At 60.9% G+C, this 23,692-nt stretch carries 22 protein-coding genes; 15 read left to right on the forward strand and 7 right to left on the reverse strand.

Annotated features, from left to right (window positions below; translation table 11 throughout):
* Nucleotides 1-98 precede the first annotated feature (98 nt).
* Nucleotides 99-1,127, forward strand: coding sequence for a 6-phosphofructokinase (locus tag FHS06_RS07340; protein WP_167047418.1), 1,029 nt, complete (start codon nucleotides 99-101; stop codon nucleotides 1,125-1,127).
* On the opposite strand, the gene FHS06_RS07345 is transcribed toward FHS06_RS07340, so the two are convergent.
* Entirely contained in the window at nucleotides 1,097-3,250 is a 2,154-nt protein-coding gene (locus tag FHS06_RS07345; RefSeq protein WP_167047421.1) for a S9 family peptidase, read from the reverse strand. The two genes, FHS06_RS07340 and FHS06_RS07345, sit on opposite strands and share 31 nt — an antisense overlap.
* A 183-nt stretch (nucleotides 3,251-3,433) precedes the next feature.
* Here FHS06_RS07345 and FHS06_RS07350 point away from each other — a divergent pair, with 183 nt between their 5' ends.
* Together FHS06_RS07350 and FHS06_RS07355 are read left to right on the forward strand one after the other, a co-directional pair.
* Entirely contained in the window at nucleotides 3,434-4,669 is a 1,236-nt protein-coding gene (locus FHS06_RS07350; RefSeq protein WP_167047424.1) for an inorganic phosphate transporter, read from the forward strand.
* On the forward strand, nucleotides 4,666-5,001 hold the full coding sequence (locus FHS06_RS07355; protein WP_167047427.1) for a peptidase: 336 nt from the start codon (nucleotides 4,666-4,668) through the stop codon (nucleotides 4,999-5,001). Before FHS06_RS07350 ends, FHS06_RS07355 begins: the two co-directional genes overlap by 4 nt.
* A gap of 28 nt (nucleotides 5,002-5,029) precedes the next feature.
* Here the strand turns inward: FHS06_RS07355 and FHS06_RS07360 are convergent, their stop codons facing one another.
* Nucleotides 5,030-6,589 carry a molybdopterin-dependent oxidoreductase gene (locus FHS06_RS07360; RefSeq protein ID WP_167047430.1) on the reverse strand — a complete coding sequence of 520 codons (1,560 nt, stop codon included), beginning with the start codon at nucleotides 6,587-6,589 and terminating at the stop codon, nucleotides 5,030-5,032.
* 82 nt (nucleotides 6,590-6,671) lie between these two features.
* Between FHS06_RS07360 and FHS06_RS07365 the strand changes: the two genes are divergently transcribed.
* The 3 genes from FHS06_RS07365 (at nucleotide 6,672) to FHS06_RS07375 (ending at nucleotide 9,546) form a co-directional block, all read left to right on the forward strand.
* A complete protein-coding gene (locus tag FHS06_RS07365; protein WP_167047433.1) occupies nucleotides 6,672-7,592 on the forward strand; it encodes a phosphodiesterase in 921 nt (306 codons plus the stop codon).
* Nucleotides 7,593-7,640: 48 nt separating this feature from the next.
* Nucleotides 7,641-9,104: an aspartate ammonia-lyase gene (locus tag FHS06_RS07370; protein ID WP_167047436.1), complete on the forward strand. Its 1,464-nt coding sequence runs from the start codon at nucleotides 7,641-7,643 to the stop codon at nucleotides 9,102-9,104.
* Nucleotides 9,105-9,186: 82 nt separating this feature from the next.
* Nucleotides 9,187-9,546: a DUF4190 domain-containing protein gene (locus tag FHS06_RS07375; protein WP_167047439.1), complete on the forward strand. Its 360-nt coding sequence runs from the start codon at nucleotides 9,187-9,189 to the stop codon at nucleotides 9,544-9,546.
* Between the two features lie 29 nt (nucleotides 9,547-9,575).
* Here FHS06_RS07375 and FHS06_RS07380 read toward each other — a convergent pair whose 3' ends face one another.
* Nucleotides 9,576-10,439: a fumarylacetoacetate hydrolase family protein gene (locus FHS06_RS07380; protein ID WP_167047442.1), complete on the reverse strand. Its 864-nt coding sequence runs from the start codon at nucleotides 10,437-10,439 to the stop codon at nucleotides 9,576-9,578.
* Nucleotides 10,440-10,481: 42 nt separating this feature from the next.
* Between FHS06_RS07380 and FHS06_RS07385 the strand changes: the two genes are divergently transcribed.
* The 3 genes from FHS06_RS07385 to FHS06_RS07395 all read left to right on the forward strand — a co-directional run bounded on the left by FHS06_RS07385 (nucleotide 10,482) and on the right by FHS06_RS07395 (nucleotide 14,186).
* On the forward strand, nucleotides 10,482-11,714 hold the full coding sequence (locus FHS06_RS07385) for a PrsW family intramembrane metalloprotease (protein ID WP_167047445.1): 1,233 nt from the start codon (nucleotides 10,482-10,484) through the stop codon (nucleotides 11,712-11,714).
* A gap of 85 nt (nucleotides 11,715-11,799) precedes the next feature.
* Complete coding sequence (gene add / locus FHS06_RS07390) at nucleotides 11,800-12,816, forward strand: adenosine deaminase (RefSeq protein WP_167047448.1); 1,017 nt, start codon at nucleotides 11,800-11,802, stop codon at nucleotides 12,814-12,816.
* On the forward strand, nucleotides 12,816-14,186 hold the full coding sequence (locus tag FHS06_RS07395) for an NtaA/DmoA family FMN-dependent monooxygenase (protein WP_167047451.1): 1,371 nt from the start codon (nucleotides 12,816-12,818) through the stop codon (nucleotides 14,184-14,186). Before add ends, FHS06_RS07395 begins: the two co-directional genes overlap by 1 nt.
* Here the strand turns inward: FHS06_RS07395 and FHS06_RS07400 are convergent.
* The gene (locus FHS06_RS07400) at nucleotides 14,176-14,763 is read right to left on the reverse strand and encodes a TetR/AcrR family transcriptional regulator (protein WP_167047454.1); all 588 of its coding nucleotides are present in this window, start codon (nucleotides 14,761-14,763) and stop codon (nucleotides 14,176-14,178) included. The two genes, FHS06_RS07395 and FHS06_RS07400, sit on opposite strands and share 11 nt — an antisense overlap.
* A 165-nt stretch (nucleotides 14,764-14,928) precedes the next feature.
* Here FHS06_RS07400 and FHS06_RS07405 point away from each other — a divergent pair, with 165 nt between their 5' ends.
* The 3 genes from FHS06_RS07405 (at nucleotide 14,929) to rpsO (ending at nucleotide 16,473) form a co-directional block, all read left to right on the forward strand.
* Nucleotides 14,929-15,297, forward strand: a complete 369-nt coding sequence (locus tag FHS06_RS07405) for an FKBP-type peptidyl-prolyl cis-trans isomerase (RefSeq protein WP_167047457.1) — start codon at nucleotides 14,929-14,931, stop codon at nucleotides 15,295-15,297.
* A gap of 154 nt (nucleotides 15,298-15,451) precedes the next feature.
* The gene (locus FHS06_RS07410) at nucleotides 15,452-16,009 is read left to right on the forward strand and encodes a YceI family protein (protein WP_167047460.1); all 558 of its coding nucleotides are present in this window, start codon (nucleotides 15,452-15,454) and stop codon (nucleotides 16,007-16,009) included.
* A gap of 194 nt (nucleotides 16,010-16,203) precedes the next feature.
* Nucleotides 16,204-16,473, forward strand: coding sequence for a 30S ribosomal protein S15 (gene rpsO, locus FHS06_RS07415; RefSeq protein ID WP_165138826.1), 270 nt, complete (start codon nucleotides 16,204-16,206; stop codon nucleotides 16,471-16,473).
* Nucleotides 16,474-16,690: 217 nt separating this feature from the next.
* On the opposite strand, the gene FHS06_RS07420 is transcribed toward rpsO, so the two are convergent.
* Nucleotides 16,691-17,710: an isopenicillin N synthase family dioxygenase gene (locus FHS06_RS07420; RefSeq protein ID WP_167047464.1), complete on the reverse strand. Its 1,020-nt coding sequence runs from the start codon at nucleotides 17,708-17,710 to the stop codon at nucleotides 16,691-16,693.
* A 67-nt stretch (nucleotides 17,711-17,777) separates the two neighbouring features.
* Nucleotides 17,778-18,923, reverse strand: coding sequence for an acyltransferase family protein (locus FHS06_RS07425; RefSeq protein WP_167047467.1), 1,146 nt, complete (start codon nucleotides 18,921-18,923; stop codon nucleotides 17,778-17,780).
* Nucleotides 18,924-19,120: 197 nt separating this feature from the next.
* Between FHS06_RS07425 and FHS06_RS07430 the strand changes: the two genes are divergently transcribed.
* Nucleotides 19,121-20,326: an LLM class flavin-dependent oxidoreductase gene (locus tag FHS06_RS07430; RefSeq protein WP_182486514.1), complete on the forward strand. Its 1,206-nt coding sequence runs from the start codon at nucleotides 19,121-19,123 to the stop codon at nucleotides 20,324-20,326.
* A 1-nt stretch (nucleotide 20,327) separates the two neighbouring features.
* Entirely contained in the window at nucleotides 20,328-20,972 is a 645-nt protein-coding gene (locus FHS06_RS07435; protein WP_167047473.1) for an FMN reductase, read from the forward strand.
* A gap of 4 nt (nucleotides 20,973-20,976) precedes the next feature.
* Here the strand turns inward: FHS06_RS07435 and FHS06_RS07440 are convergent, their stop codons facing one another.
* Nucleotides 20,977-21,585 carry a DedA family protein gene (locus FHS06_RS07440; RefSeq protein ID WP_310734835.1) on the reverse strand — a complete coding sequence of 203 codons (609 nt, stop codon included), beginning with the start codon at nucleotides 21,583-21,585 and terminating at the stop codon, nucleotides 20,977-20,979.
* Between the two features lie 140 nt (nucleotides 21,586-21,725).
* Between FHS06_RS07440 and FHS06_RS07445 the strand changes: the two genes are divergently transcribed.
* Nucleotides 21,726-23,690, forward strand: a complete 1,965-nt coding sequence (locus FHS06_RS07445; RefSeq protein WP_167047476.1) for a GDSL-type esterase/lipase family protein — start codon at nucleotides 21,726-21,728, stop codon at nucleotides 23,688-23,690.
* The last annotated feature ends 2 nt before the right edge of the window (nucleotides 23,691-23,692 follow it).

Here is a 23,692-nt window from a genome sequence, read left to right on the forward strand (position 1 = left end):
AGCCACGGCCCTACCCAGTGGCACCGCTTGGCATCCGGCGATAGTGTCGTGGTGGCAGCGTCGCCATGCTTTTTCACCCGACAGCAAGGATTCACGCCATGAAGATCGGCATCCTCACCAGCGGGGGCGACTGCCCCGGACTGAACGCGGTTATCCGCGGCGTCGTGCTCAAAGGCACGACGAACTACGACCTTGAGTTTGTAGGAATCCGCGACGGATGGCGCGGTCTCGTCGACGCCGATTTTTTCCCGCTCACCCGCCATGAGGTCAAAGGACTCTCAAAGGTCGGCGGAACGATTCTCGGAACCAGTCGCACGAACCCCTACGAGGGTCCGCGTGGCGGAGCTGAGAACATCGCCAAAACGATGTACGGACACCGGATCGACGCCATCTTGGCGATCGGCGGCGAAGGTACTCTCGCTGCGGCAAACCGCCTGGCGAATGACGGGATCAACGTCATCGGTGTTCCGAAGACGATCGACAACGACCTGCGAGCAACCGACTATTCGTTCGGGTTCGATACCGCAGTGAACATCGCGACTGATGCGATGGACCGCCTTCGCACCACCGGTGACTCGCATCAGCGCTGCATGGTCGCGGAGGTCATGGGACGCCACGTCGGATGGATCGCGCTGCACGCGGGAATCGCATCCGGCGCTCACGTCATCTGCATCCCCGAAGTTCCGATGTCGATCGACGAAATTTGCGAACAAGTGACAAGCGCTCATGACCGTGGTCGCGCACCGCTCGTCGTGGTATCAGAGGGATTCACCATCACCGGCATGGACGAAGCCTTCAGCGACAAAGGCCTCGACGCCTACAACCGTCCACGCTTGGGTGGTATCAGCGAAGTGCTGGCTCCTGAGATCGAACGAATTACCGGTGTTGAGACACGTGCAACAGTGCTCGGCCACATTCAGCGTGGCGGCTCGCCGTCAGGTTTTGACCGCGTGCTCGCGACGCGACTTGGTCTCCACGCCGCCGATGCACTCGTCGAGGGCTCTTGGGGCCAGATGGTGGCGCTACGCGGCACCGATATCGTGCGCGTGCCGTTCGCGGAGGCGCTCGGCGAGCTCAACACGGTGCCGCAGTACCGTTACGAAGAGGCTGCTGCTCTTTTCGGTTGATCGTCGTTGGTGATACCGACGACGTCGAGAAGCCAGGCGAGTTCGCCGGCGCGTTCGCGCCAAGCGTTGTAACGACCACTGACGCCACCGTGTCCAGCGACCATCTCGCACTTCAGAAGTGCGTCAGCGCCGACCTCACGCAGTCTCGCGACCCACTTCGCAGGCTCGACGTACAGCACGCGAGTGTCGTTGAGCGACGTGACTGCGAGAATTCGCGGATAGGTGACTCCGTCGCGCACGTTCTCGTAGGGCGAGTATGACTTCATGTACTCGTAGACGTCGGCGTTGTGGAGGGGGTCTCCCCATTCATCCCACTCGATCACTGTCAGCGGAAGCGAGGGATCGAGAATGGTTGTCAGCGCGTCGACAAATGGAACATCCGCCAAGATTCCGGCGAAGAGCTCTGGCGCAAGGTTGGCCACGGCTCCCATCAATAGCCCGCCAGCTGAACCGCCCTCAGCGACCAATTGAGCGGGAGTGGTGTATCCAGCGTCCACGAGGAATCGCGCGCACTCGACGAAGTCTGTAAAGGTATTGCGTTTGGCGAGCAGCTTGCCGTCTTCGTACCACTGACGTCCCATCTCACCGCCGCCGCGAACGTGCGCGACGGCGAAAATGACTCCTCGGTCGAGCATTGAGAGTCGAGCGATAGAGAAGCCGGGGTCTATCGAGTGCTCATAAGATCCGTACCCGTAAAGGTGCACGGGGCGCGGGTTCTCTCCGGCGTCCCCGAACGAGCGCTTCCACACCAGCGACATCGGAACCTTTGCTCCGTCGGCAGCCGTCACCCACACCCGCTCTTGCGCGTAGTCAGCCGAGTCGAAGTCTCCCAGCACGATCTGCTGCTTGCGTGGCAGCAGCTCGCCCGAATCAATCACGTAGTCGAAGACTGTGCTCGGCGTAATGAAAGACGTGAATCCGATCCGAAGGAGTGGCGGTGCCCATTCCGGGTTTGAGCCCGAGCCGGCGGCGTACAGCGGCTCGTCGAAAGAAAGCTCTTTCACATCGTTCGTCGCGTAATCCAAGAGCCCGAGCCGCGGAAGGCCCGCGCGGCGGTAGCCGACGACTGCCCAATCGCGGAAGGTCGAGACGCCGAGCAGCCGCCGCCCGGGCTCGTGGGCCAGCACCGCCTGTCGCTCACCGAGCGGATCGGCTGCCGACACCTTGACGAGCTCAAAATCGAGGGCATCGTCGTTATGGAGGATGTACAGGACGTCCTCGCCATCGACAACTGCGTGATCGGTGTCGTACTCGACACCTTCGCGGCGCGGCCACACCACTTGAGGTTCAGAACGCAGATCATCCGCGTCAATCAACCACTCTTCTGACGTGATCGAGGATCCAATGCCAATCACAAGGTATTTGTCGCTTCGGGTGAAACCGGCGCCGACCCAGTAGCGATCGTCGGGCTCGTGAAAAAGCTTGCTGTCTGAGGCGACATCGGTGCCGATCTCGTGAAGCCAAACGGTGTCAGGGCGCCACGCGTCGTCCACCGTCGAATAGACGATGAAGCGGGCGTCCGGTGAGAAGCTCGCTCCCGCGGAAGTGCCGGGAATCTCTTCGCCGACGCTCTTGCCCGAGCGGAGGTCACGCACGCGAAGTGTGTACCGCTCATCGCCTTCGGTATCGACGCCGTAGAGAAGCAGATTGCCGTCGTTCGATACCTCAAAGCTTCCGAGCGAGAAGAATTCTTCGCCGTCAGCTTCGACGTTTCCATCGAGCAAAACCTCTTCGCCAGGAACCTCGACGTCGGGGGAGAGGGCGGGCGGCGTCCAATCATCGACGCGCGCAAGCGGTGCACGACATTGGATGCCGTATTGCTTTCCTTCGACGGTACGTCCGTAATACCACCACTCGCCCCGCCGCACGGGCAGAGAGAGGTCTGTTTCAAGTGTGCGGCTCTTTATCTCTTGATAGATTCGCTCCTGCATTGGCGAGAGGTGAGCCATCCGTGCAGTTGTGTACTCGTTCTCTGCTTCGAGGTGAGCGCGAACTTTTGGATCATCTTTGGAGCGCAGCCATTCGTAGCTGTCAGTGACTTCGTCATTGTGGTGCAGCCGACTCAGAGGGACGCGGGATGCTACTGGGGCGGATGGCGCGTGAGCGGAATCGTTCGAAGTCATAGATCAACGCTAACCGAGCGACGTTGATACGCGTTCGTCTGGGCTCTCCAGCTTGACCGAGGCGATCCTCGGTGGAAAGATTTCTCGGGGTCACATGAACATCCCGTGAACCCACGGTGAACTGTTCGTTCGCGCCGCCGATTCACTCGGCAGATTTTGCCTGGCATCTACGGAAAGCGAACGGTGGAAACCGCAGTAGTAATTGTCGTTCTGGTCATTGGCCTCGCGCTCTTTTTTGACTTCACGAATGGTTTTCACGACACCGCCAATGCGATGGCTACGCCCATCGCCACCGGTGCGCTAAAGCCCAAAGTCGCCGTCGCACTCGCGGCCGGGTTGAACCTCGTGGGCGCATTTTTGTCGACGGAAGTATCGAAGACGATTTCGCACGGAATCATTCGTGAAGATCAGATCACTCCGGAGCTTTTTCTGCCTCTGATTTTCGCGGGTCTCATCGGGGCCATTACGTGGAACATGCTCACGTGGCTTTTGGGGCTGCCATCCAGCTCGTCGCACGCGCTGTTCGGCGGTCTCATCGGAGCGACCCTGGTGGGTGTCGGTGCCATGGCCATCGATTTCGGTGTTGTGATGAGCAAGGTCATCTTGCCGGCCGTGATCGCACCTTTCACCGCAGGGCTGATCGCTTTCCTCACGACGCGTTTGGCGTATGCCGTCACCCGTCGCCACGACAAGAAACCTGACGGACGCGATGGCTTCCGGTGGGGCCAGATCTTCACATCTTCGTTGGTCGCGCTCGCTCACGGCACTAACGACGCTCAAAAGACAATGGGAGTGATCACGCTCGCGCTGATCATGGCGGGTTGGCAGAACTCAGCGGACGCCGATCCGCAGCTGTGGGTGATTCTCGCATGCGGTTTGACCATTGCGCTCGGCACGTACATGGGTGGATGGCGAATCATTCGCACGCTCGGGAAGGGACTGACCGATGTGAAGCCCGCTCAGGGCTTTGCAGCAGAGACATCGACAGCGTCGACGATTTTGGCCTCGAGCGCGCTCGGCTTCGCCTTGTCGACGACTCAAGTTGCCTCGGGATCCGTTATCGGTTCGGGTCTCGGAAGGCGCGGTTCTCTCGTGCGGTGGCGCACAGTCGGGCGCATCGCCATCGGATGGTTGCTCACACTCCCGGCGGCCGGTGCAGTAGGTGCATTCGCCGCGTGGCTGGTAGTTCTTTGGGGTGGGTGGGGGATTGCTGTTGACGCTGTCGCCGCCGTGATCGTGGTGTTGGCGCTCTTCATGCGTTCACGACGCGACGCGGTCAACGCAGACAACGCGATGAGCGAAGTTGCCGACTCCGGCCACGCCGTGAAGGTCACGAAGAACCCGCCCTTGACGAAGCGCCAGCGCGCTGCTCGCAAGAAGAAAGCCGACCTGACAGAGAACGGAGATGATCCTTCGTGAGTATCGCCATCGATTGGCTCGCGTTTGCTCAGGTTTTCGTAGCTGCGCTCCTCGGCGCCACCCTGGTTGTTGGATTTTATGCCCTTGGACTCCGTCTCCTGGTGCGGGCAGGCAAAGCTCCAGTTGTCGCCCCAGCAGACTTTACTGACGCGATCACAGTACTGAAGCCGAAAGAGATCGCGCGCGCGGAGAAGGCCGCGGCGAAGGCTGCCAAAAAGAGCCCACTCACCGCGCGTCAACGAGCAATCGCGTCAGTGTTCGCATACGTTTCCTTCACAATGTCAGGCCTCGCTGTGCTCGCAGGACTCGCGCTCATCGTTGTCGGTCACTGATCTGCAATACCACTCATTTCGTTGCGGTCTACTTGACCGTCACGAGCGTGCGCTGCCATCCGCTTGAGCCATTGGGCGCGATAGCGGCGCGTTCCTCAGTTTGAACCTGACCATCAGCGTCGACTGCTCTCACGGCAAGGTAGTGAGTGCCGGGGGCAGCATCCCAGTCGACGTACCACTGCACCCAGGTGTCGGAATTCACCGGATTCGAAAGCGTTGCCGCCACCCAGTCGCCGTTGTCGATGGAAACCTCGACGCGTGAGATTCCGACGTGCTGTGCCCACGCGACGCCAGCGATTGGGATAGATCCTGCCGTGACGGCGCCATCCGGTCGCGGAGTGTCGATTCGGGAAGACATCTTGATTGGTGCCTTTGCGTCATAGCCGCGCGGGGTCCAGTACGCCTCGTCCTTGTCGAAACGAGTGACGGTGAGTTCCGTCAGCCATTTCGTCGCGGAAACGTAGCCGTAAAGGCCGGGGACAACCATCCGCACGGGGAAACCATGCTCCGCTGGTAGCGGTTCGCCGTTCATCGCGACGGCGAGAATGGCATCACGGTTGTCGTCGGTGAGCGCATCGAGGGGGGTGCTCGCGGTGTAGCCATCAGCGCTACGTGAGAGCACCATGTCGGCGTCTGCGGAGGGCGCGGCCTTGGCGAGAACATCGCGAACGGGGATTCCCAGCCACTTCGCCGATCCCACGAGGTTGCCACCGACTTCGTTCGAGACGCAGGTCAGGGTTATCGAGTATTCGTCGAGTCCCATGCCGACGAGATCGTCGAAGCTGAGTTCCACGCGCTCGCCGACCATCCCATCGATGACCAGCCGCCAGGTCGAGGGATCAACACTCGGCACAGTGAGTGCCGTGTCAACCCGGTAGAAGTCTGCATTCGGCGTGTACAGCGACGAGAGGCCGTCGATATCGAGCTCGGCGCCGTCCGGAACCGTCACGCGTGATTTCGGGTCGGGAAGTGAAAGCGCTTGGCGGAGCGCATCAACCGACGAGGTGGCTGCAGAAATCGCGCGTGCACCGACTCCGACAACGACAGCGCCGAGCGTTGAGATGCCGGCGAACACCAAGAAACGACGGCGACTCGGCTTCGTGCTGTCGGCGTCATCGGTATCGGGAGAGTGGGAGTCGCGCCACGCCTTCAAACGTCGGGTGAGAAGTTCCAAGATGACGATAGCGGCGCCAAGACCCGCCGCGGGCGCGAGAAGTGCGAGCGGTTGTGATCCAGCGCGCGTGAGAACTGCTGCTCCCGAGAGCACCGCCGCAATCCCAAGGAGCACGTGCCCGAGCGGTGGGCGCTTGTACTGCAAAATGCCAGCGAGCGCTGCTGCGACCACTACAGCGAGGCCGAGCCCGAGAAGAAGCGCGACCTTGTCGAACGACCCGAATGTCGATATCGCTAGTTCTTTCAGTGGTCGTGGCACGACGTCGATGACGAACCCACCCACGGCGAGAAGCGGACTAGCGGCGGCGCTAAAAGCGAGAGCGACGAGTTCGGCTGCGGCCAGAAAGACCGCGGCCGCAATCACACCGCTGAGGGCCGCGAGCCATATGAAGCGCGCCTTGTGTGCTGCAGTCATGGTGATGCCTCTCGTCGTCGTCACGAGTTGTTCGGTGCGGTCGGTCGTTCGGATGGGGGTGGGGGCACGTACGCTGAACAACATGTCGGTGATAAGTCCGCGATTCGGCCAATACCCGCCCGCGCAACGCGTCCTCGTGCACGTGAGTGACACTCACTTTCTCGCAGGAAACAAGCCGCTTGGCGGTCGATACGACGCCGCGGACAATCTTCGCCGCACGCTACGGGCGATCGAGTCGCTGCAGGTCGCGCCGGACGCGATCGTCTTCACTGGTGACCTCACCGACCTCGGTGAGCCGGAGGCCTATCGAGCACTGCGAGAGGTTGTAGAGCCGGTAGCAGAACGACTGGGGGCGCCGGTCATCTGGGTTGCGGGTAATCACGATGAGCGGGGACCGCTTCGTGCCGAGATATTCGACGCACTACTCACGCCCGAGGATACGTCGCCCATTACTGACGTCTGGGACCTCAACGGGCTACGGCTCGTTACGCTCGACACATCCGTGCCAGGGTGGCATCACGGAGATCTCGATGAAGAGCAGCTGGAGTGGTTACGCGGTGTGCTCTCCACTCCTGCTCCACTCGGCACGCTCCTCGCGATGCATCACCCACCGCTGCCATCTCACATTCCGTTTTTCGACATTCTGGAACTTCGTGACCAGGGCCGGTTGGCAGAGGTGATAGCGGGAAGTGACGTGCGCGGCATCCTTGCGGGGCATCTCCATTACTCGACGAGTGGCACATTTGCTGGAGTTCCCGTGAGCGTTGCTTCGGCGACGTGTTACACCATGAATCTCGCGCGCCCGGCGATGACTGTGGGCGGTATGGATGCCGCGCAGTCATTTCAACTCGTGCACGTTTATGACGACACGATCACTCATGCTGTCGTGCCGGTCGTGGAGTCCGAAACTGCCGAAACGTTCTCGGAAGAGTGGGTTGAACGAATGGCGGCACGAACGCCTGAGGAGCGGCTCAACCTCTTCTCGCGCAAACCGGCTCGGTGAGTAGGCTCGGAGTTATTCTGCTCGTTCTGTGACCCAAAAGGACACCACATGGCTTCGGACGCAACGTCGCGTACACGCACGGAAACTGACTCGCTCGGCTCATTGGAAATCCCAGCGGATGCGTATTGGGGGATACACACCGCGCGTGCCCTTGAGAACTTTCCGATCAGTAAGCGACCCATCTCTGTGTATCCCGATCTGATCGTCGCACTGGCGATGGTGAAGCAGGCGTCGGCCCGGGCCAACCGCGACATTGGTGTCGTCTCAGGTGAGAAAGCCGATCTCATCGACCGAGCTGCACAGCGCGTGATCGATGGGCATCACCACGACCAGTTCGTCGTTGGTGTTATTCAGGGAGGTGCTGGCACCTCGACAAATATGAATGCGAACGAAGTCATCACCAACATCGCGCTCGAGATCGCTGGTCGCGAGAAGGGTGACTACGACTTTCTGTCGCCCATCGATCACACGAACCGAAGCCAGTCGACCAACGACGTCTATCCGACGGCGATCAAGGTGGGGCTCGCGCTCACTCTGCAGACTCTGCTGTCTGAGCTCGCGCTCTTACGCCGATCGTTCAGCGCGAAAGCTGTCGAGTTTCACGATGTCTTGAAAGTCGGACGCACGCAGTTGCAGGATGCCGTGCCGATGACTCTTGGCCAGGAGTTTCACGGGTTCGCTACGACTCTCGGCGCGGATGAAAGTCGTCTTCGCGAAAACGCGTTTCTCCTTGCGGAGATCAATATGGGTGCCACAGCAATCGGAACCGGCATTACGACGCACAGTGGGTACGGGGCCGCTGTGCTCGGTCATCTGCGCTCGATTACGGGTCTCGACCTCGAAACGGCAAGCGATCTTGTCGAATCGACGAGTGACACCGGTTCGTTCATGTCGTTCTCGGCTTCTTTGAAACGCAACGCCATCAAGTTGTCCAAGATCTGCAACGACTTGCGGTTGCTTTCCAGCGGACCACAGGCTGGCTTTGGCGAAATCAATCTGCCCGCACGCCAGGCGGGATCATCGATCATGCCAGGCAAGGTGAATCCCGTGATCCCCGAGGTCGTGAACCAGGTCGCGTTCGCCGTCGCTGGGGCAGACACCACGGTGACGATGGCTGTTGAGGCTGGGCAACTTCAGCTCAATGCATTCGAGCCCGTGATCGCGCACTCTATTTTTCAGTCGATTACGTGGATGCGCCAAGCGACATGGACTCTTCGGGTCAACTGCATCGATGGAATAACTGCCAACCGTGACCGACTGGGAGCGATGGTTGGCTCCTCGGTCGGAGTGATTACGGCGCTGACGCCGTTCATTGGCTACGCTGCTGCGGCCGCTCTCGCGAAGACTGCGCTGCTGACGGGTCGGAATGTCGGCGACCTCGTCATCGAGGCTGGACTCATGTCGCGCGACGAGGTCACGAAACAGTTGTCGCCCGCGCGACTGTCTGGACTGCAAGCAATGACTATGGCGATTCCGATCATCGCTCCGACCGTCGATACCACTACAGAATGACGAAAGTCCGTGGCGTGATTGTGGCCGAGGCATCCGCAGCGCTAGCGTTCATAACGTTCGTCCCACACTACGAGGAGAGATCATGACTGACCCCACGCCTCAACCGTCCGCCTACAACGCGCCGCCGCCACCGCCGGCCGCAGCTTCAACCGAGCGCCCCGGGCGCACGATGGGCATCGTCGCCTTTATTCTTTCGTTCTTCATTCAGATCGTCGCGCTCGTGCTTGGCATTATCGCTCTGGTGCAAAGCCGGAAGGCTGGACAGAAGAACGGGTTCGCGCTCGCCGCAATTATCCTCAGCGCTGTATTCATGGTTGTCGGCGTCATTATCGGGATTGTCGTGTTCGCGACCATCATGGGCTCGTACGCAGACCTGTGTGCTCAGTACGGCTCCGGTACCCACGAGATCGACGGCGTCAGCGTGATGCTCACCTGCAACTAGCCGCAGGGTTCGTCCTTACTGCCGTGTCCTCAGCCGAGGATGCGGCAGTACGTCGTCAACTCACCAATGCCGTCAATGCCGACGGTGACCTTAGATCGGTCGCGAAGGAAGATTTGTGGGTCTCGAGAGTAACCCGCGCCGCCCGGGCTTCCGGTTGAGATGAGCGTTCCCGGTAGCAAGGTCACCGACCGGGAAAGATGCGAGATTAACGTCGCCACTCCTCGAATCATTTGCCCGGTCGATGCGTCTTGCACGGTCTGTCCGTCGACGACGGCCCAAATATGGAGGTCCTGCGGATCTGGGATTTCGTCGGCCGTAACGACATAGGGACCGGTCGGGGTGAAGCCATCGAACGATTTGCACCGCGACCACTGTGCCTCCGCAAACTGGATGTCTCGGGCCGTGATGTCGTTGACGACTGTGTATCCCCAGACGTGCTCAAGCGCATCTTCGACGCTGACATCCTTGGCGGCGGAGCCGATAATGACGCCAAGCTCTGCTTCGTAGTCGACCGATTCACTCAACGTTCGCGGCCAAGAGGTTGTGCTGCCATGGCCCGAGAGAGAATTCGGCCAGAGCACAAACACCGTGGGTGTGGAATCAGTTTTAAGACCAAGCTCGCCAGAATGAGCTGAGTAGTTGAGGCCGATAGCCAAAACGACGGGAGGCGAGAGTACCGCGGAGCCGAAGGTGAAGTCGGCGAGCTCATGCCGCTTCGCGCCGTGAGCCGCTTCGCGCACGTGCCTCAGTAGATCGTCGCCGCCCGCGATCAGCTCTTCGAGTACACGTGGTGCTCCGTCGAAAAGGTCGCCGACGAGCGTCGCGCCCTCTTCATCAACGAGCACTAGTTCCGGCGTCTTCGCCGTTTCACCAATGACATGGGCAAAGCGCATGACTCCACGCTAGCGCCAGCTAGCTCTCCTAGGCTGGATGCCATGACTTTCCCGTCTGATGACGAGCGCCCGCAGCGACCGAGGCCGAGCTTGACGCCGCCGTCCTTTTCGGAACTTTCGACAGAACCTCCGCAGGGTGCCGTCGTCGGTATCCCCGCAGTGGATGTGACTTTTCCAACGATTCCACCCGAGCACTCGTCGCGTGCGAATTGGCGACCGGCGATCTGGCTCGTCGGTGCGCTCGTGATCGTGCTCGTCATCCTGATCGCCTACTTTCTGAGCGCACTCGGCAGCGCGGCCTCGCTCGTCGGCATGCTGCTCGCACTCATACCTCTTGCTGTCGTCTTTCTGGCCGTACGTGCAATCGACCGCTGGGAGCCCGAACCCCCAGCGGTCATGGCGCTAGCGGTCGCGTGGGGTGGTGTCGGAGCAGTGGGAATCACCCTGGGCGTCGATCTGGCCATCACGCTCCTGTTCGGCAGCGAAGAGTCTGCGATCGCCGTCGCGCTGACGACTGTCGTGCAGGCACCGTTCGTCGAGGAGGTGGCCAAAGGCCTCGGCGTCTTATTGATCTTCCTGATTTTTCGGAGCCGTTTCGACGGCCCCGTAGACGGACTTGTCTACGGGGCACTTGTGGGTGCGGGCTTCGCTTTTACCGAAAACATCCAGTACTTCGCGATCGCATTCATATCCGGTGGCGTCGACCAGACGGGTGTGACGTTCTTCATGCGGGGAATCCTGTCGCCGTTCGCGCACGTGATGTTCACGAGTATTACGGGCCTTGCTCTCGGAATAGCTGCATGCCGCGGTCTCCGTCCCGCGGCATCGCTCCGCTGGTGGATATTGGGAGTTGCGGGTGCAATTGTGCTGCACGCGCTGTGGAATGCATCAGCCGTATTTTTCGATTTCTTCGCGCTCTATGCGCTCGTTCAGGTTCCGCTGTTTATCGTTTTCATTCTCGGAATCGTCGCTCTTCGTCGCGCTGAGTCGCGTCTCACGAGAGCGCGTCTTAGCGACTACGCAGCGGTGGGATGGTTCACGATCGAAGAAGTCGACATGCTCTCAACCGGTGCGGGTCGGCGCAAAGCGCTCGCTTGGGCCGCCACGTTGCACGGCGACAAAACATCGCTCATGAAGAGTTTTATTGCGGATGCCACCTCGCTCGCTGCGGCGCGCCAACGTGTGTTGAGCGGACGCGATGACCAGGCTCAGAATGACGAGCGGGCTCTTCTGACGCGGGCGACAGCTACCCGGTCAGCACTCTTCAGTTTGTGAGCATTCCGTCATCCAGCTGAAACATGCACGCAGTAGTGTGAACTGATCAGTTCATGCTCGATGTATTTTCCGGGAAGGCGCAGAAATGGCTCACGACGAAACTCTGGCAGCGCGAGACCTCGCCAGACTGCCCAAGGGGCATTTGCATCTGCACCTCGAAGCGGCAATGAGACCTGAAACCCTGACTGAGCTCGCAGCTCAGAAGGGTGTGACCATTCCGCCCACGAGCGGATTCTCGGGATTTTCCGCATTCGCTGGGATGTATCAGGGCCTTTTGGCGGTTCTCGCCGACGAAGAAAACCTGGAGCGACTCATTGACGAGGCGGTCGCTGACGCTGCAGCTGACGGCGCGTATTACGTCGAGTTCGGTGTGAGCCCCCAGTACTACATCGATACGTTCGGTTCGGTTGAGGCATCACTCGATCGACACCTCGAGTACGCGGCAGCAGCGGGCGCGCGCCACGGTGTTGAAATTGGGCTCATGGTCACAGTTGACCGCACTTTCGGTATCGAACCGGCTAGCGTTCTCGCGAGAGCCGCCGCGGCGCGAGCTGGGCGTGGCGTCGTGTCGTTGGGCCTTGCAAATGAAGAGCGCGGTTACCCCGCAGCTGAGTTCGCTGTTGCATTCGATATCGCGAAGGCTGCAGGTCTGCAATCAGCCCCACACGCCGGAGAACTCGTCGGGCCAGAATCGGTGTGGCAGGCGATTCACGCTTTGAAAGCTGACCGCATTTTGCACGGCGTGCGCGCGCTGGAAGATGAGGCTCTTGTCGCCGAACTTGCTCAGCGCGGCATCCCGCTGGACGTGTGCCTGACGTCCAACGTCATTCTCGGCGTGGTCGATGATTTGTCTGAGCACCCGCTGCAAGCACTTTTGGCAGCAGGCGTTCGTTGCTCAATCAACGCGGATGACCCGATTTTGTTCGGACCTGGTCTGCTTGGCGAATACATCGCAGCTCGCGAGCAGGTCGGTTTGAGCGATGAACAACTCGCTGCATGCGCGTGGACGTCTATCGAGACCACTCTCGCATCGGACGATACGAAAGCCCGAGCGCGCACAGAAATCGACAACTGGCTATCAACCACAGGAGATGACCGCTGATGTCACAACTTCACTTCGGGATTTTCGAATCCTTCCAGCCTCAAACGGGCGGCACGCACAGCTGGCCGCATCCTCTCGACGACGGGGAAGACTTCCTCGACCCCGAGCGCTGGGTGCGGATGGCACGTGTCATGGATGAGACGGGATACGACTTCCTCTTCCTGGCTGACCAGTACGGCTACCCGATTGTTGGCGATGACATCAGCACCGTCGCTGTCGAGCGAGGAATCAATTTCCCGACTCTCGACCCGATCGTGCTCGTCGCCGCGCTCCTGCGCGAGACGGAGAACCTCGGCTTTGTTGTGACGGCCACCACCGGAATTGACCATCCGCTGCAGATGGCTCGCAGATTTACCGCACTCGATCACCTGTCCGCGGGTCGTATCGGGTGGAACATCGTCACGGGGGCATCGCAGAACGCTCAAGCTGAACTGCTCGGGCACGAGACGCTCGTGCCGCACGACGTGCGATACGAGATGGCTGACGAATACGTTCGCCTCGCGCGTTCGTATTGGGAGGACAGCTGGGAAGACGGCGCCCTCGTCATGGTCGCGGACCAGCAGCTCGCTGTGCGCCGCGACCTCATCCATCGCACGATGTTCGAAGGCTCTCACTACCAGTCGCGCGGCTATTACACGTCGCCCCCGTCGCCCCAACGCACTCCGGTTCTCTTCCAAGCCGGAACCTCGCCGGCGGGCCGCGCGTTTGCCGCGACCCATGCTGAGTGTGTTTTCGTTCAGGCAACGGTGCCGGCGCACACGGCGCGAAGCGTCGCTGATATTCGCCAGCGTGCTGCGGATGCCGGGCGCGATCCGCGCCAGCTGCGTCTTATGGCTGGCATGACTGCGATCGTCGCCGATACGGAGGCCGAAGCGCGGGCCCTTGAGACAGAATTCGATGCTCTGCAAACTGACGAGATCGTTGCGGCCCTTTACGCCGGCAACACCGGCATCGATCTGTTGAGCCTCGATCCCGACAAGACGCTACGAGACATCATGGAAGCTGGCGGGCTCGTGGGCCAGCTCGGAACGAGCAATATTGAGCGTTTCCTTGGTAGTGCGGATACCCCTGCCCCCACGGTTCGCGAGATTCTTGACCAGCTACGTGGGCGTGGCACGCGCGGTTTCCGCGTCGTCGGAAATCCCGATCAGGTCGTCGATCAGATCGAGGCTCTTGCCGCTGAGACGGATCTCGACGGGTTCCTCATCGAACCCGCGTTTGGTTCGCGCGACGTCGAGGTGTTTGGTCGTGAGATTCTGTCTCGCTTGCGTGATCGCGGTCGCCTCGCACCGCCGGTCGGATCTACCCTTCGGGAACGCATGCGTGAGACCGAAGGGCCATTGGCCGACCGTCTCCCGGCTAAGTCGTAGCGTTGGGAGCGCCGCCGAAGAGCGCGTCTACGGCGGCGTCGTGGGCGACGTCGAGCACTTCGGCGGGCGTTCCCGAAATCAATGCGAATTGCAGGCCACGCCACAGTGCCATGAGCTCTACAGCGGCTGTCGCAGCCTCGTCCGTCGAGTAGCCACGCAGCGAAAACGCCGCTCGAATGTGGCTCGGCCAATGAGTCGCCAGCACCTCAAGGTGTGCGTGGTTCGCGTCGGGGTCGCGTGCGGCCGCCGCGAGCGCTTCGAAAAAGAGCGTGATGTATGGAAGGTTCTCTTCGTGGCGTAGCTGGCGCCAGCCATGCTTGAGGGCCACGCTCATGTCGCCCGGCTTTTGTAGCCCGGGCATCAATCCATGCAGACGCGGATACCTGTCATACGCCGCGCGAATTGCCTCTGTGAAAAGGCGATCTTTCGACGAGAAGTAGTACAACAGCATCCGGTTGTTTGAGCCGACCGCGCGAGCGAGTTGTGAGAGCGAGACATTCATGACGCCTCGCTCGAGTATGACGTCGACGCTGCGGTCGAGAAGTCGCTGAGCTTCTGGGTATTCCTCGCGGTCCACTTGCCCAGCATAGACGTGCCATAGAAAAGACTCAGCGCCCGGTGCCGCGGCGATGCCTGCGTGACTCCCGAGCGCTGAGCTGGTGTACAAACAGAATGCTCCCGTCTCCTGGGACTGTCAAGACCCACTACCCAAACGAGCCGGTCCTCATGCTTGGATAGAGATATGACTGACAACCGCACTAAGCCCGAAATCGATGCACCCGAGGGTGACGCTCCTGCTGAACTCGTCGTGCGCGACCTGATCGAGGGTGATGGCGCCGAAGCTAAGCCCGGCGACACAGTAACCGTTCACTACGTCGGCGTTGAGTACACGACGGGTGAAGAATTTGACTCCTCATGGGGTCGCGGCGAAACAATCCAGTTCCCACTTCGTGGGCTCATTCAGGGCTGGCAGGACGGCATTCCCGGTATGAAGGCTGGCGGACGCCGCGAACTCGTCATCCCTCCCCACCTTGCCTACGGACCGGCCGGTGGTCACTTCCTGGGCGGAAAGACCTTGATCTTCGTGATCGATTTGATTAGCGTCGGCTAATTTCTCGCTGATTCAACAAAGAGCGGATGCCGTCACGGCATCCGCTCTTTGTTATGAATATGCTGATTTTTTATTCTTTGGAATAGATTCGACCGCCAGTGAGTTTGAATTGTGCGAAGGCCGCGAACGGCGCGGCGACAGACTTGGAGAAACCATGAGCGACACCACGATCGACCTTCCCGGATACAAGTCGGGTACCTGGGTACTTGACTCCTCACACAGTGAGGTCACTTTCTCAGTGCGTCACATGATGATCTCGAAGGTGCGTGGCAACTTCGGCGTCAAGAGCGCGACCATCACCGCTGGTGAAAACCCGCTCGACACCAAGGTCGAGGCGACGGTTGACGTCGCGTCGGTCGACACTAAGGACGAGGGCCGCGACGCGCACCTCCGCTCCGCTGACTTCTTCGACGCGGAGAACTTCCCGACGTTCACGTTCACATCGACCGGTGTCCGCTACGAAAAGGGCGATCTGCTCGTCGATGGCGACCTGACGATCAAGGGCACCACGAAGTCCGTTACCTTCGAGCTGGAATTCGGTGGCTTCGGTACCGACCCGTGGGGCAACTACAAGGCTGGTGCCACGGCGAAGACCGTCATCAACCGTGAAGACTTCGGTCTCACCTGGAACGCGGCTCTTGAGACCGGTGGTGTTCTCGTCGGTAAGGACGTCACCATCGAGCTCGACCTGCAGGGTTCTGTGCAGGCCTGATCTGCTGTCACGAAGGAGGGGCAGGGTGCTGAGGCATCCTGCCCCTCCTTCGTGCCGTGCCGGATAGTGCGGGTTTCCGCGGCCCCGGTCGGGCTGGTAGAGTAAGGAGGTTGCCGTTTAATCGGCCGCGGCTAAAGAGAGCTCACGCATACGGCGAGGAGCACCGCGCAACGAGAAGAGAGGGGATCAAATTTATGGCACTCGAAGCAGACGTCAAGAAGGCGATCGTCGAACAGTACGGAACGCACCCCGGTGACACCGGATCCCCCGAGGTGCAGGTTGCGTTGATGACTAAGCGCATCAGCGACCTCACGGAGCACCTGAAAGAGCACAAGCACGACCACCACTCACGTCGTGGTCTGTTCCTGCTCGTAGGTCAGCGCCGCCGTCTTCTCAGCTACCTTCAGAACGTCGACATCGCGCGTTACCGCTCGTTGATCGAACGTCTGGGTCTTCGCCGCTGAGCGCACCCACGTATATCGCTTTCTTCAAGAGCCGCCCCATGGTGTGGGGCGGCTCTTGTCGTTTCTGCCGCTAACTCTCTAAACCGCCAGCGGTACCCGCCACATTGCCGAAACGCTGCTTGCACGAGTGAAACGCCGGGCTGTGGCATCCGTCTATCGGCGTGGTGCGGTGCCCGAGCAGCGTTTCGGCGTGGGACGTGGGTACTCAGCGGGGGAGTCAGACTGCGGCGGCGCGAGCTGAGAGGAGGTCGCTGTGCCAGCGTTCGGCGACATCCGGGTGGGCGCGAAGGCGAGATTTGAGGGCATTTTCGCCATACGTCGAGTGGATGGGGTTCTCGGGATCCTGAGTAACGCCCGCCGCAGCCGTAGCCAGCTCGTCGGGGAGCTGGATGATGGGTAGCCGCGCGTCGAGGGCTGGGTTGAAGAAGAACGGAACCGAAATACGGTCATCAGGATGCTGCGGCGAAATGACGCGGTGATTGGTCGCCGTGAGGTAGCCCTGGGTCGCGTACTCGAGAAGCTCGCCGATGTTTACAACAAACGCGCCAGGGACAGACGGGGCATCAACCCACTCGCCGTCTCGAAGCACCTGGAGGCCACCTTTTCCTGGCTCCACCCACAGCAGCGTGAGGACCCCGGAGTCTTTGTGTGCACCGACTCCCTGCTGCGGCGTAGGGTCATCTTTGCCGGGGTATCGCACGATCTTTATGAGAGTCGATGGGTCATCGAAGTGCTCGTCGAAGACCGTGGGCTCGGCGCCGAGCGACTCGGCCCACGCGGCAAGGAGCTTGTGAGCGACCTCCGTGAGTCGGTCGTGCCACTCCAGAGCAACTTCGCGGAGCTCTGGATGTGCGTCGGGCCAGAGGTTGGGTCCGGTGAGACGCGCGAAATCGGGCGCACCGTCACTCGTAATCGCTTCGCGTTCGGGGCCGATGTCGATCTGTTCCCGCCAATCAATCCGACCCTGCGTGAGCTCGCCACCTATGCGCGTGTAGCCGCGAAAATGTGGACTCTTTATGTTTTCAATGGCGAGTTTGTCGGCCACGGGAAGGTCGAAGAACTGCCGCGCGGCGGTGTGGAGACGGGCCTCAAGCTCCGGACTAACTCCGGTTCCGACGAGGTAGAAGAACCCGACGTCGTGTGTTGCCGCGCGCAGGTCTTGGCGAAACTTCTCAGCGGCAGCGGGTCCAGCGTCGAGCTGGGACAGGTCCAGAATTGGCAGGTTGGCATCGTCCATGAGTTGAGGCTACGACGAGTTTTAAGGCGAGCGGGTCAATGTTTCACTTCATGACCGACACCTGTGCTTAGGGTTGTGGCCTCTCTTTGCCGGGCGCAGCGTCGGCGTCACGGCGCGAGCCGGTTGGGTCGTTGTCGTGCCCATTGGATCGCGTCCATGCCGTATCGGCGAAGAGCCACTTGGGGCGTGGTTCCACGATTGGTCTGAAGACTTTCCGCACCGGTGCTGACGACAATCCAACGGCGATCCCAACGGAGGCGATTGCAACGGTCGGCAGCCAAATCCATGAGGGTTCCAGCCCACGAAGCACGCCAGATTCGCGCAACGGGTAGAGCACGAACGAATGCAAGAGGTAAACGTACATCGTGTACTGGCCGTAGCGCGTCCAACGGTGAGTGTCTCGTGGGATGAGTACAAAAAACGCCGTCATGAGAAGTATTGCGACAGCCATGAGACCGAGTCTCACGCCACCGGCCCACCACTCGGTGATGCCGAGTGAGGAGTAGTCCTCGTCGTAGAAAAGCCACTCGCGGAGGTTGACGTCACGCCAGGTGCCGGCGAAAGTCCATGTGACCCACCCGGCTGTGGCGAAGACCACAATTGATGCGGCCGGTAGCCACCACTGTCGGTGTCGCAGCAGGCGAAGCTTTCGCACGAGGTCATGCTCGTTCAACCACCAGCCCAGGGTGAAGAAGGGCAACAGGCCGAGAGTTCGAGACAGGGAAAGCGTTGAGTCGATGTTGGACATATAGCCAGCCGCGATAGAGATCCCGATGGTCCACAGAAGCGGCCATTTTAAGAGCGCAATGTAGGGCAGAAGTAAGCGGAAGATTCCCAGCGCGAGGAGGAACCACAGGGTCCACGAGGGCTCGGTCGGATTCGGGTTCGCGCGTCCCTCTACGAGCCACTTTGTCAGTGTCCACAGGCTCTCGAAGATGACGTACGGAACAAGGATGTCGGTGATGACTCGCGACATCTGGCGCTTACTCTGCTGGCCGCCTTTGGAGAAGTAGCCGGAGATCACCGCAAAAGCTGGCATGTGGAACGCGTACACGACGAGATAGAGCGATAACGCCGCATCGGAGTCGTATGTAAGTCGCTGGAGAGCATGACCCAACACCACGAGGACTATGCACGCGAAACGTGCGTTATCCCAGAACGGGACGCGACGCTTGTGTTCGCGTGCCGGCGCGGGCTGAGAAATAGTGGCCATGACCTGGAAAGGTTACTCGGCACAGTGTCTACAGCGAGGATTGTGTTTGCTGGGCTATGATTCCCGCCGATTCGCGAACCAGGGAATAATTTCGCAGAGGGTGCGTTGTAAGCGTTATATTCACTTGCATAGAAGGGGATGCGAAGGCATCCGGAAAGCGAGAAGAGATCGTGAGCGAGAGCAGCGCCTGGCAAGGGATGCAGTTCGGCATCATGACGGTGAGTGACATCACCCAGGACCCCACCACCGGGCACACCCCGTCTGAGGCCGAGCGCATTCGCGCAACCATCGAGATCGCTCGTCATGCCGAAGAGGTCGGCCTCGACGTTTTTGCACTGGGTGAGCATCACAACCCGCCGTTTTGGTCGTCATCACCGACGACAACGCTTGCTGCGATCGCTGGTCAGACCGAGAAGCTCGTTCTCTCCACTTCGACAACGCTGATCACGACAAACGACCCCGTGAAGATCGCGGAAGACTACGCGATGCTGCAACACGTGTCGGGTGGCCGGAGTGACCTCATGCTGGGCCGCGGCAACACCGGACCGGTTTATCCGTGGTTTGGCAAAGACATCCGTCAGGGCCTCCCGCTCGCCATCGAAAACTATGCGCTGCTCCACAAGCTGTGGCACGAGGATGTCGTGGACTGGGAAGGTCGGTTCCGCACACCGCTGCAGGGTTTCACATCGACGCCGCGACCGCTCGATGGTGTTGCGCCGTTCGTATGGCACGGCTCGATCCGCACGCCCGAAATCGCGGAGCAGGCCGCGTACTACGGTGATGGCTTCTTCGCGAACAACATCTTCTGGCCGAAAGAGCACTACCAGCGCCTGATCTCGCTCTACCGCCAGCGCTACGCCCACTACGGTCACGGCACGCCCGAACAAGCGATCGTCGGACTCGGCGGACAGGCATTCATGCGCGCAAAGTCACAGGATGCTGTCGCTGAATTCCGGCCGTACTTCGATAACGCGCCGGTCTATGGCCACGGACCGAGCCTCGAGGACTTCACCGAGATGACGCCGCTCACTGTCGGCTCACCGCAGCAGGTCATCGATCGCTATGCATCGATGCGCGACTACTTCGGCGACTACCAGCGCCAACTGTTCTTGATGGACCACGCGGGCCTTCCGCTGAAGACAGTGTTGGAGCAGCTTGATATCCTGGGCGGCGAAGTTGTGCCAGTGCTGCGCAAGGAACTGCAGCGAAATCGCCCCGCAGACGTGCCGAACGCCCCGACCCACCGCGCACGCGTTACTGCTGCGTACGGAGATGGCCCCGCCCGAGAGGCGCGGCCGCGCGCCAACCGTGGCGACAACCTCACAGCCGGTTCGCCCTACCAGGACGCTCCGGTACCCGCGGGTTCCGCTTTCGGCGCAGCTGCTGTTCGGCAGGGGGCGTGAGATGACATCGCGTCGAATCGCCGTCGTCTCGGCCGGGCTTTCGAACCCGTCGTCGACCAGAATGCTGGCTGATCGCCTTGCAACTGCAACAGCTGCTGAACTCAAAGCGCATGACATTTCAGTGACGTTCGATGTGGTTGAACTGCGCGACTATGCGCACGATATTACGAACAATCTCTTGACCGGGGTTGCAGTACCGGCGCTCGAATCTGCGATCAACGCAGTGGTTTCGGCTGATGCGCTGATCGCTGTGACACCGATCTTCTCTACGAGCTATTCCGGTCTCTTCAAATCCTTCATCGATGTCCTCGATCCCGAGGCGTTGCGCGGGATGCCAGTACTACTTGGCGCGAATGCGGGTACAGCGCGTCATTCTCTCGCTATCGATTACGCGATCCGTCCGCTGTTCACCTACCTGCACGCAGAACCGGTGTCGACGGGCGTCTTTGCCGCGTCATCTGATTGGGGAGGGAGCGCAGATAGTGTTGCGCCCCTTGCCTCCCGCGTAGAACGCGGGGCGAAAGAGCTGGCAGAGGCGATTATTCGCCGCGATGCTCGCGTATCGAAAGATCCCTACGATCCCGAGAACTATCTCGGAAACGGCCGGTCCTTCGGCGACCTTCTCGGGGGACTCGCAGGGGAATGACCTCTTAGTCCCCGCGTGCTAATGGCGCGCGGGGACTTCGGCGTGCGACGAACGCGTCGATGGTGAACCCAAGAATGAGGGCGACCGCAATGGATACCAGAACGGCAGCGATCGACCCGCCCGGGATGAGCGTGGCGACGACGGCTCCAATGACAGCCTGGTAGGAAGCCCATCCAAGCGCTGCAACCGCGGCGAGAGCGAGATATCGGCCAGCCCCCGTGCGAGTGGCGCCTGCCGTGAGGTTGACAGCGAGTCGTGCGAATGGAATGAAACGCGCTGTGAAGACTACGGCGCCCGTGCTGCGATCAAGCCTGCTGCGCGCGATAGCAAAAGCTCGCTGCATTCTGGGTCGCTGCATCCAACGCCACCGCGTGAGCCCCACTCGACGGCCGACTGCATAACAGCACGCGTCGCCGGCGAAAGCCGCGGCTCCCGCGATCAGAATGACCACGATGAGCGGTGGCGACCCCGTTGAAACGGCGAGGGCGCCGAATGCAGTGACAGCAACTTCCCCCGGGAGTATGACGAAGAATGCATCGCCGAACACCAGCACGGCGAGCAGCAGCAGACCCAGCGGGCTCGTGGAGAGAAACATCGCCAATTGTTCGGTCACCTAACGCTGCTTACGCCGACACGGTGAACACGAAGCGAACGAAAGACGTCAGGTGACGCGCAAGCGGTCATCCGGTGAACTCTCGGTGATGATCAGCGCTTTACGCAGTTTTTGCGTGCGAAAGGGTTCACGCTGACTCTGTGAGAGTCGCGTTGATCGCTGAGTCCTACCTGCCACACATGAACGGTGTTACCGGGTCTGTGCTGCAGGTTCTTCATCATCTTGAAGCCGCCGGGCACGAAACGCTCGTCATTGCGGCACGTGCTGCCGAGACGATTGCACCGGTCGGACGAGCGCGTACCGAGTTTCTTCGTTCGGTTCCGCTGCCTTCCTACCCTCAGGTGCGAGTTGTGTTCGCGAGTGCTGCGCGTATCGCCGGCATCCTTCGTTCATTCCGTCCCGATGTCGTGCATCTCGCATCGCCATTCGTGCTGGGCTGGCAGGCGCTCGCCGCCGCTGACGCACTGAAGATACCGGCAGTGGCGATCTATCAAACCGATGTCGTTGCGTATGCGGAAAAGTACGGGATGCCTCAGGCCACAGCGCTTGCCGCGGCACACGTAGCTCGGCTTCATCGTCGCGCCACGTTAAACCTTGCGCCGTCGCGGTCGTCTGCGGAGCAGCTCGAGCGACTGGGCGTCGACCGGATTGAACGTTGGGGCCGCGGCGTCGATGCCGTGCGGTTTACGCCGGAGCGCAGAAGCGCCCACTGGCGCCAATGCGTTGCGCCGGGGGAGCTCGTCATCGGGTACGTTGGCCGCCTGGCCGCTGAGAAGCAGGTGCGTGATCTCGCAGCGCTCGATGCGTTGCCGGGAGCGAGGGTCGTGATTGTCGGAGACGGTCCAGAGCGAGCGAGCTTGGAACGCCTCCTGCCGCGGGCGGTATTTCTCGGGCATCTCTCCGGTACCGACCTCGCCGAAGCGATGGCGAGCTTCGACGTGTTCGTTCATCCGGGCGAGAGCGAGACCTTCGGCCAGACCATTCAAGAAGCTCTCGCAAGCGGCGTGCCGGTAGTGGCAACCGGAGCTGGCGGGCCGCTTGACCTTGTCCACTCGAGCGTTGACGGGTGGCTGTATCGCCCCGGGGACCTCGCTGACATGCGTGCACGAGTGAGCGACCTGCTGGGCGACGATGCGAAGCGGCGAGCGTTTGCCCACGCGGCTCGCGAATCAATCCGAGACCGTACATGGGAGGCCCTCAGTATTCAGCTTCTGAGCCACTATGAAACGGCACGAGTGCTTCGCCCGATCGATGACGCCATGCTCGTGCGCATCTCGCCGCGTCCGTGGAGCCATGTGCCACGCACCTCGTCGCCACCACGGTGGTCAAGGTACGTCGCGCTCGGCGATTCGCTGACCGAAGGACTTTGCGACTCTTCACGTATGCCAGCGGGTGCATATCGCGGTTGGGCCGATCGTTTGGCGCCGCTATTGGCGCAGACAGCTCGAAACGGTAAGGGGTTCAAATACGCAAACCTTGCCGTTCGAAGTCGACGCATGCGTGACCTCACAGACGAGCAGATTCCGCACGCGCTCCGCCTGCGGCCGGATCTCGTTTCGATCCTGATGGGCGGCAATGACCTGGTTCAGCGTCGTGTCGACGTGACAGCGCTCGCCGATGAGCTGGAGCGCGGGGTGACACGGCTTCGTGAGTCGGGCGCCGACGTTCTCCTGGTGACGGCGTTTCTCCCGCGGCGTCGTGCATCGCGTTTTCTCGCGCCCCGATTTGCCGCCTTCAACGCACACGTCCGCCGCATCGCGATGATTCACGGATGCCGTCTGCTCGACCTCGATGCGTTGCCGGCGATATCCGGACTTGAGATGTGGGCTGACGACCGCGTTCACTTGCGCTCCGGCGGTCATCGGTTCTTGGCCTACCGCGCGGCCGAGGCACTGGGCGTGCCCGACGCGGAAGCTCTGGGCGACCTCGAGGCTGCGCTCCACGACGATGAGCCGACTCAAGGCGGTTGGCTTAAACGAGATGTCTTGCCATGGATGTGGCGTCGGGTGCGGGGGCGCACCGCCGGCGACGGTATCACCGCCAAACACAGCGACTACGTAGATATTCGCGGTCCGGGCATGAACCGCACGCAACGAGCGCTGTGAGA

This window comes from Microbacterium halimionae (genome assembly GCF_011761265.1).
In the GTDB taxonomy this organism is placed as follows: Bacteria; Actinomycetota; Actinomycetes; order Actinomycetales; family Microbacteriaceae; genus Microbacterium; species Microbacterium halimionae.

Bases quoted from the DNA above. Each gene is read 5' to 3' on its own strand.
- FHS06_RS07340 (WP_167047418.1), top strand. From the start codon at position 99: ATGAAGATCGGCATCCTCACCAGCGGGGGCGACTGCCCCGGACTGAAC.
- FHS06_RS07345 (WP_167047421.1), bottom strand. From the start codon at position 3,250: ATGACTTCGAACGATTCCGCTCACGCGCCATCCGCCCCAGTAGCATCC.
- FHS06_RS07360 (WP_167047430.1), bottom strand. From the start codon at position 6,589: ATGACTGCAGCACACAAGGCGCGCTTCATATGGCTCGCGGCCCTCAGC.
- FHS06_RS07365 (WP_167047433.1), top strand. From the start codon at position 6,672: ATGTCGGTGATAAGTCCGCGATTCGGCCAATACCCGCCCGCGCAACGC.
- FHS06_RS07370 (WP_167047436.1), top strand. From the start codon at position 7,641: ATGGCTTCGGACGCAACGTCGCGTACACGCACGGAAACTGACTCGCTC.
- FHS06_RS07375 (WP_167047439.1), top strand. From the start codon at position 9,187: ATGACTGACCCCACGCCTCAACCGTCCGCCTACAACGCGCCGCCGCCA.
- FHS06_RS07380 (WP_167047442.1), bottom strand. From the start codon at position 10,439: ATGCGCTTTGCCCATGTCATTGGTGAAACGGCGAAGACGCCGGAACTA.
- FHS06_RS07385 (WP_167047445.1), top strand. From the start codon at position 10,482: ATGACTTTCCCGTCTGATGACGAGCGCCCGCAGCGACCGAGGCCGAGC.
- add (WP_167047448.1), top strand. From the start codon at position 11,800: ATGGCTCACGACGAAACTCTGGCAGCGCGAGACCTCGCCAGACTGCCC.
- FHS06_RS07395 (WP_167047451.1), top strand. From the start codon at position 12,816: ATGTCACAACTTCACTTCGGGATTTTCGAATCCTTCCAGCCTCAAACG.
- FHS06_RS07405 (WP_167047457.1), top strand. From the start codon at position 14,929: ATGACTGACAACCGCACTAAGCCCGAAATCGATGCACCCGAGGGTGAC.
- FHS06_RS07410 (WP_167047460.1), top strand. From the start codon at position 15,452: ATGAGCGACACCACGATCGACCTTCCCGGATACAAGTCGGGTACCTGG.
- rpsO (WP_165138826.1), top strand. From the start codon at position 16,204: ATGGCACTCGAAGCAGACGTCAAGAAGGCGATCGTCGAACAGTACGGA.
- FHS06_RS07420 (WP_167047464.1), bottom strand. From the start codon at position 17,710: ATGGACGATGCCAACCTGCCAATTCTGGACCTGTCCCAGCTCGACGCT.
- FHS06_RS07425 (WP_167047467.1), bottom strand. From the start codon at position 18,923: ATGGCCACTATTTCTCAGCCCGCGCCGGCACGCGAACACAAGCGTCGC.
- FHS06_RS07430 (WP_182486514.1), top strand. From the start codon at position 19,121: ATGCAGTTCGGCATCATGACGGTGAGTGACATCACCCAGGACCCCACC.
- FHS06_RS07435 (WP_167047473.1), top strand. From the start codon at position 20,328: ATGACATCGCGTCGAATCGCCGTCGTCTCGGCCGGGCTTTCGAACCCG.